Origin of the sequence: Sphingomonas arenae (genome assembly GCF_016924655.1) — a bacterium.
GTDB classification, from domain to species: domain Bacteria; phylum Pseudomonadota; class Alphaproteobacteria; order Sphingomonadales; family Sphingomonadaceae; genus Sphingomicrobium; species Sphingomicrobium arenae.
Genome location: NZ_JAFFJU010000001.1, coordinates 1 through 15,729, shown reverse-complemented (window position 1 = coordinate 15,729; position 15,729 = coordinate 1). Strand labels below are relative to the sequence as shown.

The 15,729-nt window shown below is 68.2% G+C and carries 15 protein-coding genes and 1 pseudogene; 2 read left to right on the top strand and 14 right to left on the bottom strand.

Features of this window, described 5'->3' with window-relative positions:
- Positions 1–3: 3 nt before the first annotated feature.
- Together astD and JT720_RS00070 are read right to left on the bottom strand one after the other, a co-directional pair.
- Positions 4–1,431, bottom strand: coding sequence for a succinylglutamate-semialdehyde dehydrogenase (astD, locus tag JT720_RS00075; RefSeq protein WP_205478333.1), 1,428 nt, complete (start codon positions 1,429–1,431; stop codon positions 4–6).
- Between the two features lie 69 nt (positions 1,432–1,500).
- The gene (locus JT720_RS00070) at positions 1,501–2,874 is read right to left on the bottom strand and encodes a protein adenylyltransferase SelO family protein (RefSeq protein ID WP_205478332.1); all 1,374 of its coding nucleotides are present in this window, start codon (positions 2,872–2,874) and stop codon (positions 1,501–1,503) included.
- A 40-nt stretch (positions 2,875–2,914) separates the two neighbouring features.
- On the opposite strand from JT720_RS00070, the gene JT720_RS00065 reads away from it, so the two are divergent.
- On the top strand, positions 2,915–3,787 hold the full coding sequence (locus JT720_RS00065) for an alpha/beta fold hydrolase (RefSeq protein WP_205478331.1): 873 nt from the start codon (positions 2,915–2,917) through the stop codon (positions 3,785–3,787).
- 52 nt (positions 3,788–3,839) lie between these two features.
- Here the strand turns inward: JT720_RS00065 and JT720_RS00060 are convergent, their stop codons facing one another.
- The 4 genes from JT720_RS00060 to JT720_RS00045 form a co-directional block, all read right to left on the bottom strand.
- Positions 3,840–4,334: an outer membrane beta-barrel protein gene (locus JT720_RS00060; RefSeq protein WP_205478330.1), complete on the bottom strand. Its 495-nt coding sequence runs from the start codon at positions 4,332–4,334 to the stop codon at positions 3,840–3,842.
- Positions 4,335–4,477: 143 nt separating this feature from the next.
- Positions 4,478–5,119, bottom strand: a complete 642-nt coding sequence (locus tag JT720_RS00055) for an SCO family protein (protein WP_205478328.1) — start codon at positions 5,117–5,119, stop codon at positions 4,478–4,480.
- Positions 5,100–5,555, bottom strand: coding sequence for a copper chaperone PCu(A)C (locus JT720_RS00050; RefSeq protein WP_205478323.1), 456 nt, complete (start codon positions 5,553–5,555; stop codon positions 5,100–5,102). The genes JT720_RS00055 and JT720_RS00050 overlap by 20 nt, the downstream gene beginning before the upstream one ends.
- A 38-nt stretch (positions 5,556–5,593) precedes the next feature.
- Positions 5,594–5,944, bottom strand: coding sequence for a YbaN family protein (locus JT720_RS00045; protein ID WP_205478321.1), 351 nt, complete (start codon positions 5,942–5,944; stop codon positions 5,594–5,596).
- 19 nt (positions 5,945–5,963) lie between these two features.
- Between JT720_RS00045 and JT720_RS00040 the strand changes: the two genes are divergently transcribed.
- On the top strand, positions 5,964–8,000 hold the full coding sequence (locus tag JT720_RS00040; protein ID WP_237220034.1) for a TonB-dependent receptor: 2,037 nt from the start codon (positions 5,964–5,966) through the stop codon (positions 7,998–8,000).
- Here the strand turns inward: JT720_RS00040 and JT720_RS00035 are convergent.
- The 8 genes and pseudogenes from JT720_RS00035 to JT720_RS13680 form a co-directional block, all read right to left on the bottom strand.
- Positions 7,997–8,314, bottom strand: coding sequence for a 2Fe-2S iron-sulfur cluster-binding protein (locus tag JT720_RS00035; protein ID WP_205478319.1), 318 nt, complete (start codon positions 8,312–8,314; stop codon positions 7,997–7,999). The two genes, JT720_RS00040 and JT720_RS00035, sit on opposite strands and share 4 nt — an antisense overlap.
- On the bottom strand, positions 8,314–9,519 hold the full coding sequence (locus JT720_RS00030; protein ID WP_336511907.1) for an NAD(P)/FAD-dependent oxidoreductase: 1,206 nt from the start codon (positions 9,517–9,519) through the stop codon (positions 8,314–8,316). Before JT720_RS00030 ends, JT720_RS00035 begins: the two co-directional genes overlap by 1 nt.
- Positions 9,468–10,646, bottom strand: coding sequence for an acetyl-CoA C-acetyltransferase (locus tag JT720_RS00025; RefSeq protein ID WP_205478317.1), 1,179 nt, complete (start codon positions 10,644–10,646; stop codon positions 9,468–9,470). Before JT720_RS00025 ends, JT720_RS00030 begins: the two co-directional genes overlap by 52 nt.
- Before the next feature lie 54 nt (positions 10,647–10,700).
- A complete protein-coding gene (locus tag JT720_RS00020; protein WP_205478315.1) occupies positions 10,701–11,837 on the bottom strand; it encodes an L-lactate dehydrogenase in 1,137 nt (378 codons plus the stop codon).
- A gap of 39 nt (positions 11,838–11,876) precedes the next feature.
- Positions 11,877–13,304, bottom strand: coding sequence for an aspartate aminotransferase family protein (locus tag JT720_RS00015; RefSeq protein WP_205478314.1), 1,428 nt, complete (start codon positions 13,302–13,304; stop codon positions 11,877–11,879).
- Complete coding sequence (locus tag JT720_RS00010) at positions 13,301–14,056, bottom strand: gamma-glutamyl-gamma-aminobutyrate hydrolase family protein (RefSeq protein WP_205478312.1); 756 nt, start codon at positions 14,054–14,056, stop codon at positions 13,301–13,303. The genes JT720_RS00015 and JT720_RS00010 overlap by 4 nt, the downstream gene beginning before the upstream one ends.
- 7 nt (positions 14,057–14,063) lie before the next feature.
- Positions 14,064–15,494, bottom strand: a complete 1,431-nt coding sequence (locus tag JT720_RS00005; RefSeq protein ID WP_205478310.1) for a gamma-aminobutyraldehyde dehydrogenase — start codon at positions 15,492–15,494, stop codon at positions 14,064–14,066.
- 106 nt (positions 15,495–15,600) lie between these two features.
- A pseudogene (locus JT720_RS13680) lies at positions 15,601–15,729 on the bottom strand (alanine dehydrogenase); the annotation flags it as partial.

The following is a 15,729-nucleotide window of genomic DNA, read 5'->3' as shown; positions in this document are numbered from 1 at the left end:
CGCCTAGTCTTCGAGCATGTTAGGGTCGCGCAGCCCTTCGCCGATGCTGGCCCTTGCCAGTTCCGCCTCGCTGCTTGTGACCGGATAGGCGCAATAATCCGCCGCATAAAATGCACTCGGGCGATGGTTGCCCGACAGACCCACTCCGCCGAAGGGCGCGTTGCTGGGGGCGCCGTTCGTCGGCTTGTTCCAGTTGATCACGCCCGCCCGGACCTGTGACCAGAAGCGCTCGTACTGTTCGGGGCTGCCACCCACCAGGCTGGCGGCGAGGCCGAAGCGGGTGTTGTTCGCCTCTGCGATGGCAGTCTCGAAGTCGGGCACCCGGATGAGCTGAAGCACCGGGCCGAACAGTTCTTCGTCGGGCAGCCCGTCGATGCCGGTCACGTCTATCACCGCCGGCGTCACGAAGGGCTTGCGCTCGTCCGGCCGGTCCAGGCGGCGGATGACCTTCCCGCCCTTCATCATGAGCCCCAGGAATTGTTCCTGCAGGTGATCGGCCGCGCCATTGTCGATGACGGGTCCCATGAAGGGTGCCGGGGTGTCATGCGGCGCGCCGACGATGATCCGGTCGATCATCTTGAGGATGGCCGCGACCACGTCATCCGCTTGCCCGTCCTGGACGATGAGGCGCCGGGCAGCCGTGCAACGCTGGCCAGCCGAAAGGAAAGCGGATTGCAGGGCAATGGTCGCTGCCGCGGGGATATCCTTGGCGTTCCAGATGACGAGCGGGTTGTTGCCGCCCAGCTCCAGCGCGAGGATCTTGTGCGGCATGTCGGCGAACTGGCGATGCAAGGCCTGGCCGGCGCGCGCGGAGCCGGTGAACAGCAGGCCGTCGATGCCATCCTGTCCTGCCAGTGCGCGGCCTTCATTCGGGCCGCCGATGAGGAGGCGGACCACTCCCTCGGGAACGCCGGCTTCGCGATAGCAATCGACCAGCAGTGCGCCGGTGGCGGGCGTCTTCTCCGATGGCTTGAACACGACCGCGTTGCCCGCAATCAGGGCAGGCACAATGTGCCCGTTCGGCAGATGGGCCGGGAAGTTGTACGGGCCGAGCACTGCGAGGACGCCGTGAGGCTTGTGCCGGACCGCGATCTTGCTGCCGAGCGCAGCCTCCATTTTCCGCTGGGGAGTCCGCTCCGAATAAGCGGTGACGGAGATCTCCACCTTGTTGATCACCGCGCCGACTTCCGTCCGCGCTTCCCACAAGGGCTTGCCCGTTTCGCGGGCGATCAGGTCGGCGAACTCCGCCTCCCGGCCGCGCACGACGTTGGCGAAGCGGCGGAGTGTTTCCATGCGGTAGGACGTGGATTGGCTCGCCCACTCCGGCCAGGCTGCCCGGGCAGCTGCGACCTCGAACGCGGCGTCCCCGATCTCACCCGACCAGAGTTCCGCGCCGGTCGCCGGCTCGGTCGAAATCAGCCTGTTCGTCATGTATCCTCCCGCTTGGGTGCGCGCCTGTCACCATGGTTCTGATAGAGGGTCAAGGTGGGCCGAGGGGCGTCAGGCCTCACGCATCGCCTCGCCCATCCGGCGAATGGCGGTGATCTTGTCTTCGAAGCGGCTCCAGTCGTCCTGCTCGGCAATGGGAGCCCAGATGGCCTCAACCTCTTCGATATGCATGGAGCATGGCTCCGGGTCGGACCAATAGGGGTGGGTAGGCACTCGGGCTCTGCCGGCCAGCGCTTGCCGCAGCTTGTCGAACGCCTCGCTGGTGTAGGGTTCGCCCTCCGGAGCCCGCCCGCCACGCCAGTCGAAGAACAGGCGGTCGATCCCGACAGCGCGGGACTGGAGCGCCGAGAGGATGGCTCCTCCGAGCAAGCGGTCGTCCTCCGTGCCGAGGGTCTCAATGCCGAGGCGGCGGACAAAGGCTTCGATGAGGGCGGCTTCGAACCTCTTGCCCCAGTCCTCGAGGATGGCGGACAGCGGAGCGGCTTCGCACAGGAAGGTCAGGCAGCCGCCGAGTTGCGCGAGATCCCACTGGATCGCCTCGGGCTGGCGGCCGAAGGCGTAGAGGCCGGTCTGGTCGAAGTAGGCGGCGGTGAAGGCGGGGTCCCACTCCGGCGAGAAGCGCCATGGGCCATAGTCGAAGCTCTCGCCCGAGATGGCGATATTGTCGCTGTTGAGCACGCCGTGCACGAAGCCGGCGGCCATGTAGGAGGCAGCGAGGCGGGCGGTGGCGCTCGCGACTTGGTCGAACAGGCGCTCGGCATTCTCCGCGTCGCTGTCCGTTGGCTCTTCGCCATAGAGATGCTGCAGGCAATAGCGGTTGAGCTTCGCGATGTTCCCCGCTTCGTCGAAGTAGGCGAGGCGCTGAAAGGTGCCGATGCGGATGTGTCCGTAGCCGAGCCGGGTGAGCACCGCCGAGCGGGTCGGGGAGGGCTCGTCGCCGCGGGTGAGGGCTTCGCCTGTCTCGAACACGGCGAAGGTCTTGGAGGTGTTGACGCCAAGCGCCTCCAGCATCTCGGTCGCCAGGACCTCGCGGACCGCGCCCTTGAGGGTCAGGCGGCCGTCGCCGAAGCGGCTGTAGGGGGTCTGCCCCGAGCCCTTGGTCGCAAGGTCGAGCAGGCGGTTGGACTCGTCCCGCAGCTGCGCGAAGAGGAAGCCGCGGCCGTCGCCGATCTCCGGATTGTACGAGCGGAACTGGTGGCCGTGGTAGCGCAGTGCGAGCGGCCGCGGGAGGTTGTCCGGCAGCGCCTCGAACCGGTGGAAGTGGGCTTCCCAGTCGGTGTCGGACAGGCCGATGCGGTCGGCCCAGCGCTGGTTGAGGAAGCGCGGCACGGCGCGCGGGAAACGCGCGGGCTCGACCGGGTCGTAGAAGGCGTCCCCCAGTTCGAGGATCCGCGGATCGGGCCGATAGGCTTGCTTTGTTGCCATGGGGTCCAGATAGGAGGGGTGGGAAGCAGGGGAAGAGCGCGTGGCCCAGTACGAAGACCGTTTCTACAACAGTGTTGACGGCCTGAGGCTCCATTACCGCGATTATGCGGGCCCGACCGACCAGCCGCCGATCCTGTGCCTGCCGGGCCTCACCCGCAACGCGCGCGACTTCGAGGATGTGGCGGCGCGGCTGGCGGGGGAATGGCGGGTGCTGTGCCTGGAGTTCCGCGGTCGGGGCCTCAGCGAGAAGGATCCGGACCCGAAGCGCTACATGCCCAAGACCTATGCGGCCGATGTGCTGAAGCTGCTCGACCAGCTGGGCATCGCGACGGCGGTGTTCTTCGGGACGTCGCTGGGTGGGCTGGTCACCATGTTGCTCGCCTATACGGACGAAGAGCGGATTGCGGGCGCGCTGATCAACGACGTGGGGCCGGAGGTCGATCCGGCAGGGATCGAGCGAATCCGGACCTATGTCGGCAAGCCGGTGAACTGGCGCAGCTGGGCAGAGGCGGAGGCCGCGATGGGGGACCGGCTGCGCGAGGTTTACCCGAACTGGGGAGAGGGCGATCTCCAGACCTTCCTGCGGCGGACGTGCCGGCAGGAGGCGGACGGCTCGATCGTGCTCGACTACGACATGGCGATTGCGCTGCCCTTCTCGGAAGCGAACGAGGGCACCCAGCCAGACTTGTGGCCGCTGCTCGACGGGCTGAAGGGCAAGCCGGTGACGCTGCTGCGGGGCGAGTTGAGCGACCTGCTCGCGCAGGATGTCGCAGAGCGGACTGTGCGCACGTTGGGCGATCAGGCCGAGCTGGTGACGGTTCCAGGCGTGGGACACGCGCCGACGCTGGACGAACCGGAGGCTGTGGCGGCGATCGACCGGCTGCTGGCCCGGGTGCGCCAGCGGGAGGCATGAAAAAAGGGGCGACCGAAGCCGCCCCTTACAGTCGTTGTGGTGAAGCCGCCGCTTAGAAGCGGACGCCGACACCCACCACGGTCTGAAAGCCGTCAACGCCCAGCTCGTAGTTCGAGTAGCGCTGCTCGACCTTGGCGAAGCCGTTCCGGTTGAAACCGAACTCGATGCCTGCACCGACGCGGTAGCCGTCGAGCTTCAGGCCGTCGAAGACCTTCAGGTTGGTGTAGCCGGCGAGGCCATACACCAGGAAGTTCGGGCTCGGCTTCGCACCGACGCGCGCAGTCAGAGCGATCTCCCGGTCGGTGTCCTTGCTGTCCTGCAGCTCGACCGAGCCGCCGACGACTGCGCCGCCGAGGTCAGCGTCGTAGCCCGCTTCCACGCCGTAGGTGAAGGTCTCGGTGCCGAAGACGTCATCGTCGGCAAAGCCCAGGTTCACGCCGACGCGCGGGCCGGTGAAAGTGGTGCCGGTTTCGGCGGTGGTGTCCTGGGCTGCGGCCGGAGTCGCGGCGACGAGCGCGGCAGCGGCCGCGACCATGATCATACGCATGTACGAAGTTCCATTTCTGTTCTGTTTATCTTCCGGCAAGAGCTGCCGGAGGCGGGGCCGCTAGTCCAAGATCAGCGGGGCAGCAAAGGATTTCGCATCCGCAACGGTGCTACAAAGCCATGCTGTTGCAGTGCAGCAACAGATCAGGCTGTGACCCGCCGGAGCTTGTCCAGGACGGGCGCGTCCTGCTCTTCCTGCGCGATGGTGGAGGTGAACTTGCCGTTGCGGTCGAAAAGCAACACCGCGGCGCCGTGGTCGACCGTGTAGCCGTCCGGCTGATCCGGTTGCGGCACCTTGGCGTGGTAGATGGCATGCTGCTTCGCGACCTGCGCCACCTGTTTCGGGGTGCCGGTTAGGCCGATGATCGGGGTGTCGAACAGCTTGGTGTAGGCGCCCACCGCTTCGGGAGTGTCGCGGCCCGGATCGACCGAGACGAACACGATGCGAAAGCTGTCGTTGCCCTTGCCGAGTTGCTGCCGGAGCTGGGCCAGCCGCGCCAGCGTGTTCGGGCAGACGTCAGGGCAATTCGTGAAGCCGAAGAACATGGCGTAGGGCTTGCCGGCTAGCTGCGTGCTCGAGAACGGTTTCCCGTCGGCCCCGGTCAGCGTGAAGGGCCCGCCCAGCGTGAACCCCGGCAAGCCGGGCTCCACTCTAGCGCTGGGGTCCGTGGCGGGCCGCAGCAGCAGGAAGGCGAGCACCACGGCCGCGACCCCGACGAGGGCCCAGACGATCAGCCGGACCGTTTTCAAGGGGCTGCGAGTTGCCTCAGTGTCCGTGGTGTCCATGGTCCTCCGATGCGGCAGTCATTTGGATGGGAACACTCGTCCGGACCAGGCCCGCGCGCTCGAACCGCAGGGTCAGGGGCAGCTTCTGCCCCGCGCGGAGCGGAGCCCGGAGCCCCGTGAGCATGACGTGCAGCCCGCCCGGCTTCATGGTGATGCGCTGGCTCGCCGCGATCGGAAGGCTTGCGACGCCTCGCATGCGCATGACGCCGCCGGCCATGGTCGTAGAATGGACGCTGGCGCTGCCGGCAACCGGAGTGCTGATGGCCAGGAGGCGGTCGCTGCCCGGGCCACCATTGTGGAGCGACAGGTAGACCGCTGCGGATTTCTGCGGAGCCACCGTGGGCCTCGCCCAGCCCGACACACGGATCGTGGGCGCCTTCGCAACGGCCGGTGTCCCGATCAGCACGGCGGCCAGCACGAGTGGGAGGTTCCTCATGTCGCGCTATCTAAGCCGTCCGGCGCGCCTGCCAAGGGTCAACCCGGGCGCGAGAGGACGAAGGCGGCCGCCCCGGCGCAGCAGGCGGCGGGGATCAATGACCAGGGCAGGCTGAGCGCGACGAAGCCCAAGATGCTGCTGAAGATCAGCGCTACCGCCGCCGCGCGCTTGCCGGTGCGGCTGATCGCCCCTCGCTCCCGCCATCCCCGAACGTGAGGGCCGAGCCGCGGATGCTCGACCAGCCACCGTTCCAGCCGGGGGCTGCTGCGGGAGAAGCAGAAGGCCGCAAGGATCCAGAACGGCACGGTGGGCAGCAGGGGCAGGACGATGCCGACAGCGCCGATGCCAAACGCCAGCCAGCCACCGAGGAGATAGAGCGGGCGGCGCATGCGGCCTCGCTACAGGTGATTGCCTGCGTTGACAAAGGCGCGTGCCGCCCCGAACGCCGCCGCGATGCTGGACGCGCCCTCCGAACCGATCGTCATCACGGGTCGCGCCCTGCCGGAGCCCGCTGCCGACCGCCTGCTGAGCGTGGTCACCGTCACCGAGGAGGAGCTGGCCCACGCACCCTCGCGGCAGCTGGACGAGATCGTCCGGACGGTCGGCGGCGTGCACCTGTTTCGGCGGTCGGACGCACGATCCTCTCACCCGACCAGCCAGGGAGTGACTTTGCGCGGACTGGCCGGGAATGGCGCTAGCCGAGTGCTGGTGCTGCTGGACGGCGTCCCGCAAGCGGACCCGTTCGGCGGCTGGATTGCCTGGACGGCGCTGGACCCGCTGTCCCTGGCGCAGGTGCGGGTCACGCGCGGCGGCGGCAGTGTTGCTCAGGGACCTGGGGCGCTTGCCGGAACGATCGAGCTGACCAGTGCCGCGGACCCGGGGATTGCGGGAGCGCTGGACGTCGGCAGCCGCGCGGCGGTGGATGCCCGGGCGGCGTGGAGGGGACTGGCCGGGGGTGGCCTGTTGTCCCTCTCCGCTTCCGCAGCGCGCGGGGACGGGTTCATCCCCATCGTCAAGGAGGATCGGGGCCCAGCCGACCGCCGGGCACCCTACCGCAACGCGTCGGGGCGGCTGCGATGGAGCGGTCCTGTTGGTCCCGCTACCGAGTTGCAGGTGAACTTTAGCGGCTTCCGCGACGAACGGGAGCGTGGGCTTTCATTCACGGCGAGCCGGACCGAGGGCCTGGACGCCTCCGTCCGCCTTGTGGGACGCGGGCGCTGGGGCTGGTCTGTGCTCGGCTATGGCCAGTTGCGTGACTTCGAGAGCGGCTTCGCGGGGACGGACGCGGACCGCACCGAGGCGCGCCGCACGGCCCTGCAGTACGACGTGCCTGGACGGGCGGTCGGATGGAGCGCCGAACTGCGCCCGCCAGCTCCTGCCGGTTTAGAGTGGCGGGTCGGGTTGGACGGACGACGGGCGACCGGGCGGTCCGAGGAGCTTGGGAGCTATGTCGCGACGGTTGCGACCCGCGACCGCAAGTCCGGTGGTCGAACCTTCAACGCCGGCCTGTTTGCCGAAGCCACGGTGACTCAGGGAGCGCTGACCCTGAGCGGGGCGGGGCGGGTGGACCGCTGGCGGATTGCTGACGGAAACTACCTCGAGCAGCTGCTGACGACGGGAGCGACCGTTGCGGACCAGCAGTTCCCGGATCGGTTCGGTTGGCGACCGACCGCGCGCGCCGCGGCGGGTCTGACGCTGGGACAGGGGTGGAGCGTGCGTTCTGCCGGGTATCTCGGCTGGCGCCTGCCGACGCTGAACGAGCTGTTCCGTCCGTTCCGCGCCGGAAGCGATGCGACGGCTGCGAATGCCTTTCTGGACTCCGAGCGGCTGTCGGGGATCGAAGCAGGGCTGCGCTGGGAAGGGAGCGGCGCACGGCTGGAACTCACGCTGTTCCGCAATCGGCTGCGGGACGCGATCGCGAATGTGACCCTGGGGGAGGGTCCGGGCGTGTTTCCCGGGGTGGGCTTCGTGCCTGCAGGGGGCGCTTACCGGCAGCGGCAGAACCTGGATGCGATCCGGAGCCAAGGCATCGAGGCCGAAGGCGAGGTTCGGCGGGGGCCGTGGACCGGTCGCGTGAGCGCCAGCTTGGCCGATATGGAGGTGTCGGCCAGTGGAGTTGCTGCGCCGCTAGATGGACTGCGCCCCGCGCAGGCGCCCCGGTGGACCACAACAGCGAGCCTCGGCTGGCAGGAACAGGAGCGCTGGGCGACGTTGCAGGCCCGCTATGTCGGCCAGCAATATGAGGATGATCTTGGCAGCGTGCGGCTTCCGGCCGCGCTGACCTTCGACGCGTCGGCGGGGCTCCCGCTGACCCGTCGGCTTGGCCTGACCTTCCGCGCGGAGAACTTGCTCGACAAGGAGGTCGCTGCGACCATCAGCGGGAGCGGCGTGGTGGAACGGGCAACGCCACGGACGCTATGGCTCGGGCTGGTTCTGAGGCCCTAGTCCTCGGGCGCGACCGTAACGGCGATCCCGTCTAGCGCGTCCGAGACCTTGATCTGGCATGACAGACGGCTGTTCGGCCGGCGCGCTCCGGAACTGTCGAGCAGATCGTCTTCGTCGGCGCTAATCGGCGGCAGGGCGGGAAGCCAATCCTCGTCCACGTAGACGTGGCAGGTCGCACAGCTGCAGCAACCGCCGCAGAGCGCCAGGATCTCCTCGATGCCGCCGGCACGCAGGTTCTCCATGAGCGAGCGGCCGTTCTGAGCGGTGAGGTCCTTCGTGCGGCCATCGCGGGTGGTGACGGTGACGATCGGCATCAGCTCTCCAGCAGGCTCTTCAAGGGTCGGTCCGGGTCGGCGAGGAGCGCGGCGTCCACCTCGACACCGCTCTCGATCAGGCCGCGGCCTTGCACATAATCGCGGACATTGTTGATGCAGTCGAGCGCGATCACGCGGCCGGCGCGGCGGTAGATGACGGCGAACTTGCGCGTGGCCGGATCGCCGCGGACGAGGACCTCGTCATGGTCGTTGCTGAGGCCGACGGTCTGCAGGCGGAGGTCGTATTGGTTCGACCAGAACCAGGGGACGGCGCGGTACGGCTGGGGCTGGCCGGTGAGGGCTCGGGCAATGGTGGTGGCCATGTCGCTCGCGTTCTGCACGGATTCGATGCGGATGGGGCGGGCGGGGCCGAAGGGATTGTGGTGGAGCGCGCAGTCGCCGGCCGCCCAGACGTGGGGCAAGGTAGTGCGGCAATGCTCATCGACCAGGACGCCGTCCGCGCCTTCCGCACCGGCTTGGAGCAACGGGTCGACATTGGGGAGGATGCCGATGCCCGCGATGACCAGGTCATGCTGGTTGTGGTCAATCGAGGAGGTGTTCAGGTGAATGTCGACGCCATGGGCCCGGTGCTCCGCCTCTAGAAAGCGCGATAGGGGCTCGGCGGCGCAGCGAGCGAGGACGCGGTCGGCGGCTTCGGCGAGGGTGACCTGCTTGCCGAGGCTAGTCAGGACCGCCGCCGCTTCAAGGCCGATGTAGCCGCCGCCGATGATGAGGATGCGGGTGGCGGAGGGGAGTTCGGCCCGTAGGGTATCAACGTCGGCGAGGCTGCGGATGACGTGGGCGCCGGCGACGCGCTTCGGGCGGCCGCCGGCGGTCCAGACCAGGTTCCCGTAGGAGATTGTGGCACCGGAGGCGCAGCCGATCGTGCGTGCTCCAGGGTCGATGGAAACGACGCGCTCGCCGGGTATGAGAGTGACGTCGCGCTCCGCCCTGAAGTTGCACGGGCGGAAGAGGATGTCGGCGGCGCTCTTCTTGCCGGCGAGATAGTCTTTGCTGAGCGGCGGGCGCTCGTAGGGCAGCTCTTCCTCCTCGCCGAGCAGGCCGATGCTGCCGGTATTGCCGAGCTGTCGGAGGTGGATCGCCGTGGTTGCGCCAGCGTGACCGGTGCCGACGATCAGGACGTCGAAGTGCCTCAGTTCAGCGCCTCGACGATGGTCACGTTGGCGATGCCGCCGCCTTCGCACATGGTCTGCAGGCCGTAGCGCTTGCTGCGGGCGCGGAGGGCGTGGACGAGGGTCGCCATGAGCTTGGTGCCGCTGGCCCCGAGCGGGTGGCCGAGCGCGATGGCGCCGCCGTTGACGTTGAGGCGCTCCGGATCGCCGCCGATCTCCCGCAGCCAGGCCAGCGGAACGGGGGCGAAGGCCTCGTTGACTTCGTAGAGGTCGATGTCCTCGATCTTGCGGCCGGAGCGTTCGAGGGCGCGTCGGGTGGCGGGGATCGGCTCCATCAGCATGATGACGGGATCGCCGGCGGTGACCGTCAGGTGGTCGACCCGGGCGATGGGCCTAAGGCCATGTTCCTTCAGGGCTTTTTCGCTGACGACCAGCACTCCGGAGGCGCCGTCGCAGATCTGGCTCGCGTTGCCGGCGGTGATCACGCCATCGGGTTTCAGGGTCTTGAGGCTGGCGAGCCCCTCCATCGAGGCGTCGGTGCGAATGCCCTCGTCGCGGGTGTGGAGAGTCTCGTTGAGTGACAAATCCGTGACCTTCAGCGGCACGATCTCGTCGGAAAACGCACCGGAATCCGTCGCGGCTGCCGCTTTTTGGTGGCTTTGCAGCGCAAAGGCGTCGAGCTCCTCGCGGGTCATCTGGTAGTTCTGGGCGATCATCTCCGCGCCGGTGAACTGGCTGAACTCGGTAACGCCGTAACGGTCCTTGATCGACTGGGGCCAGGGCCCGATTCCGATGCCCGCCTGCATCGGCAGGATGACCGGGAGACCCATGGGCACGCGAGTCATGCTTTCGACTCCGGCGGCGATCACCACGTCCTGCGTGCCGCTCATCACGGCCTGGGCGGCGAAGTGAAGCGACTGCTGGGAGGAGCCGCACTGGCGGTCGATGGAGACGGCGGGGACGCTGTCGGGGAGCTTCGAGGCCATGACCATGTTGCGGCCGATGTGGAAGCTCTGCTCGCCGACCTGGCCGACGCAGCCGGCGATGACGTCCTCGACCGCGGCCGGATCGATGCCGCTGCGCTCGACCAGGGCGTTCAGCACCTGCGCGCCGAGGTCGGCGGGATGCCAGTCCTTGAGCGCGCCTCCGCGCTTGCCCCCGGCGGTTCGAACGGCCTCGACGATATAGGCAGCGGACATGGTCACCTCATGAAACTGGGTCGGTGGTGAGATAGAGAAGGGCGGGCCGAGTGCCTAGCCTCGGACCTCCGCGATGCGATTGACCCCGGTCAGGATCATGGCGGTGCGCAGTTCGTCGCGGAAGGTGGCGAGGAGGCGGTTGACGCCTTCCTCCCCACCTGCGGCCAATGCGTAAGCCCAGGCGCGGCCGATCAGGCAGGCGTCGGCCCCGCGGGTGAGTGCCTTGAGCACATCGAGGCCCGAGCGCACGCCGCCATCCATGAGCACGGGAATGCGCCGATCCACGGCGGCGGCGATGGCCGGGAGTGCGGCGATGCTGGAAGCGGCGGAGTCGAGCTGGCGGCCGCCGTGGTTGGAGATGACGATGGCGTCGGCGCCTTCGGCGACTGCGGTGCGGGCGTCGTCGGGATCGAGGATGCCCTTGATCACGATGGGTCCGCGCCAGTGCTGGCGGATGAAGGCGAGGTCCGCCCACGTGACGGACGGATCGAAGTTCTGCTGGATCCAGGTCCACATGCCGGGGATCGAGTCCGCGCCTTCGCAGGCGCCTTCGAGGTTGCCGAACAGCAGGGGCTTGCCGCCCATCTGAACGTCGCGGAGCCAGCCCGGGTGAGTGAGGCCCTGCCAGACGCGGCGGAGGTTGCTGGCAACGCCGGGCCGTTCGTTGAGACCGGAGCGGATGTCGCGGTAGCGGGTGCCGGGCACGGGGAGGTCGACGGTGAGCACCAGCACCGGGCAGCCGAGCGCTCCGACTTTCAGCAGGAGGTCGCGCATGAAGCCACGGTCGCGGATCATGTAGAGCTGGAACCAGGGCGGCCCGCCGGCATCACGCGTGACTTCGGTCGCGCTGCAGACGCCGACGGTGGAGAGGACGAACGGGAGTCCTGCGGAGCGTGCGGCGCGGGCGGCCTGAACCTCTCCGCGGCGGGCGAGCATACCGGCAAAGCCCACCGGACCGAGGAGCAAGGGCATGCTGAGGTCATGGCCGAGCAGGTGCGTGCCCGTGTCGACGTGCGACATGTCACGCAGGACGCGCTGGCGCAGCGTGACCGCCCGCATGTCGGCGACATTGCGGCGCAGGGTCTCCTCCGCATAGGAGCCACCATCGACATAATCGAACAGGAGGCGCGGCAGGCGGCGCCGGGCCAGTTCACGATAGTCGTCGACCGACGCGGCGAGCGAAAGCTTCATCGCCTTCGTTATTGCCGCGCGGCCGACCGGCAACAAGCCTCAGCTGAGCGGCAGGTCCGCTTCCTCGTGCACGGCAGGCTCCTCACCCGCGCGCAGAAGCGGTTCGGCCTCGTCCAGCGAGCACTGGATGATGTCGATCATGCGATCGATCTGCTCGTGCGTGATGACCAGCGGCGGGCACATGACAATAGTGTCCCGAATGCCACGGACCATGAGGCCGTTGGCGATGCACGCATCGCGCACCATCGGCCCGGCGGTGCCTTCCTTGCCGCCGAACCGGGCGCCCGTCTGCTTGTTGGAGACGATCTCGACAGCGCCGAGCAGGCCGCAGCTGCGCACTTCGCCGACCAGCGGATGGCCCTTCAGCCGCTGCAGCGCCTGGGCGAGGTAGGGGCCGGTGTCGGTGCGGGTGCGCTCGACCAGGCCCTCGCGCTCGATGATCTCGATGTTCTTGAGCGCCACGGCGGCGGCGACGGGGTGACCGGAGTAAGTGAAGCCATGGACGAAGTCGCCGCCGGTCTTGAGGACGGAGACGATCTCCTCCGAGACGGCGACGGCGCTGATCGGCAGGTATCCGCTCGACAGGCCCTTCGCCATCGCGATCATGTCGGGCTTCACGCCAACGGTCTGGTGACCCCACCAGTTGCCGGTGCGGCCGAAGCCGCAGATCACTTCGTCGCAGATGAGCAGGATGCCGTGCTTGCGGCAGATGCGCTCGACCTCGGGCCAGTAGCTGGCGGGCGGGATGATGACGCCCCCGGCGCCCTGGATCGGTTCCCCGATGAAGGCGGCGACGCGCTCGGGCCCGATGCGCTCGATTTCCTCTTCGATGGCGCGGGCGCAGAGCAGGCCGAACTCCTCCGGATCATGCTCGCGGCCTTCGCCGAACCAGTAGGGCTGACGGACGTGGTGGATGTCGGGGATGGGCAGGTCGCCCTGCGCGTGCATCGCCTTCATGCCGCCGAGGCTGACGCCCGCCACGGTCGAGCCGTGATAGGCATTGTGGCGGCTGATCATGACCTTGCGCTCGGGCTGGCCCTTCACCGCCCAATAATGGCGGACCATGCGCAGGATGGTGTCGTTCGCCTCCGATCCCGAGGTGTTGAAGAAGACGTGCGGCAGGCGGTTCTCGGTCAGCTCCGCGATCTTGGTCGCCAGCAGCACGGCGGGCGGGGTCACCGTCTTGAAGAAGGTGTTGTAATAGGGGAGCTCGCGCATCTGGCTTGCAGCGACGTCGGCCAGCTCGTCGCGGCCGTAGCCGACGTTGACGCACCACAGGCCCGCCATCCCGTCGAGCAACTGGTTGCCGTCGCCGTCCTGGATCGTGCAGCGATCGAGCGCGGCCGTGATGATCCGGCTGCCGCCCAGGTCCTCGATCAGCTGGTAATCCTGCTGGGCGGGAAGGTGGTGAGCCACGTCCAGGCGGCGAAGCTCGGCGATGTCGTAGTTGCGGCGCGGCGCGGTCATGCGGCGTGTTCCTTTGCGGTGAGGGGCTCGCCGCGGAGCGCGCGGCCAAGCAGGTGGAAGAAGGTCTGGCTGTCGGGGTCGGAGGCGTCCCATTCGGGGTGCCACTGGACGGCGAGCAGAGGGGCGCCCTGGAGATCGGCGGAATAGGCTTCGACCAGGCCGTCGGGCGCGGTGGCCTCGACGCGCAGGCCGGGCGCGAGCTGGCCGATGCCCTGGTAGTGAACGCTGTTCACGTGAAGCTCGGGCTTGCGGAACGCCGCTGCGAGCATCCCACCGCCCTTCAGGAAGACCCGGTGCTTGTGGTCGAACATGGCGTCGAAGTCAGCCCCGGCGGGTGCATGATGGCGGATCAGCTCGTCATTCTCGCTGGTGTCGCGGCGCAGTGTGCCGCCCAATGCGACATTGATCTCCTGGAAGCCGCGGCAAATGCCGAACACCGGCTTGCGGCGTTCCGCCATGGCTTCGACGAGGGACAGCGCGATCTCGTCGCGGCCGGGGTCGTAGGGGCCGCTGCCCTCGCCGTCGCCATAGCGGTGGCTTTCCACGTTAGAGGGACTGCCGGTCAGCAGGATGCCGTCGAGGCGGGGGGCTACTTCGGCCGCGCTCATCAGGTCGGGCAGCGAGGGGACCAGCAGCGCGGCCACGTCGGCATGGGTCATGGCGGAGCGGACATAGCGCTCCATCACCACCTGGGCCGGCTCAACGCCGACATGGCGGTTGCAGCAGATGATGCCGAGGACGGGACGGGCCATGGACCTCTCAGTGCTTGAACATGACGTGGCGGGGAGTGGTGTAATGTTCCAGGCAGTAGATGGACAGGTCCGAGCCGTAGCCCGAGGACTTCACCCCGCCGTGCGGCATCTCGGTGGCGTTGACGCTGTGCGTGTTGATCCAGGTGACGCCATACTGGAGCCTGGAAGCGATGCGGCCGGCCTTGCCGATGTCGCGGGTCCAGATGGACGAGGCGAGGCCATATTCGCTGTCGTTGGCCCAGTCGATCACCTGCGGGACCTCGTCGAAGCGGGTGACGGAGACGACCGGTCCGAAGACTTCGCGCTGGACGATCTCGTCGGTCTGCTGGGCCCCGGCAATGAGGGTCGGCTGGAAGAAGAAGCCGGGCCCGTCGCCCGCCTTGCCGCCGGTCACGAGCTGCGCGCGGGAGTCCGTCACGGCGCGGCGGACGAAGCCTTCGACACGGTCGCGCTGGCGGGCGGTGATGAGGGGCCCGAGCGCAGTGTCCGCGTCGCGTGGGTCGCCCATGCGGAGGCGCTGCAGGCGCTCGGCAATGGCGTTGACCAGCGGTTCCTCTATGCCGGCCTGGGCATAGACGCGCGAGGCGGCGGTGCAATCCTGGCCGGCGTTGTAATAGCCGGCATCCACGATCGCCTCGGCCGCGGCGTCCACGTCGGCGTCGTCGAGGACGATGACCGGGGCCTTGCCGCCGAGTTCGAAATGGGTGCGCTTGATGGTGGGGGCGCAGGCCTCCATCACCTTGCGGCCGGTCGCAATGTCTCCGGTGAGCGAGACCATGCGGACGAGGCGGTGGGAGACGAGGGTCGCGCCCACCTCCGAGCCGTTGCCCGTGACGAGGTTGAACACGCCTTCGGGAAGGTATTCGGCGCAGATCTCCGCGAGCTTCAGCGCGGTGAGCGGGGTGTGCTCGGAAGGTTTGAGGACGACCGTGTTGCCGGCGGCGATGGCGGGCGCGACCTTCCAGGCGGCCATCATCAGGGGGTAGTTCCAGGGCGCGATGCCCGCGACCACGCCCAAGGGATCGCGGCGGAGCATGCTGGTATGGTTCGGCTTGTACTCGCCGGCGGGAATTCCGCCCATCGTGCGCAGGGCGCCGGCGAAGAAGCGGAACACGTCAACCGTGTTGCCGACGTCCACGGCCTTGGCGGTGCCGAGCGGCTTGCCGCAGTTGCGCATTTCCAGCTCGGCGAGTTCGTCGGTCATGCTCTCGATGCGGTCGGCGATCTTGAGCATGCGCCAGGAGCGCTCTTTCGGGGTCATGGCGGACCAGAGCGGAAAGGCGCGGTGGGCCGCCTGGACCGCGGCGTCCACCTGCTGCCGGCTTGCGCCCGGAAGCTGGGCGATCAGCTGGCCGTTGCTGGGGTCGTTGACGGTCTCCGCATCGCCGTCGCCGCTGGCGGACTGACCGTTGATGAAGAGGCCTGCGATGTCGGTCATGGCGCCTGATTGCTCCAGGTTTGGCTGTGGCTTGGACGGTACACAGGACGGGAAAGAAGTCGGAAACGCATAATGAAAGCTGCGACCTATCGGTCCAGCCGATGGCTCACGCCGCCGCTTCGAACGGCAGGTCGAGGGCTTCGGCGACGGCCTGGTGGCGGATCTTGCCGTCCGACACGTTGAGGCCGTTGGCGAGGTGCGGGTCCTGGCGCATCGCTTCGGTCGCGCCCAGGTT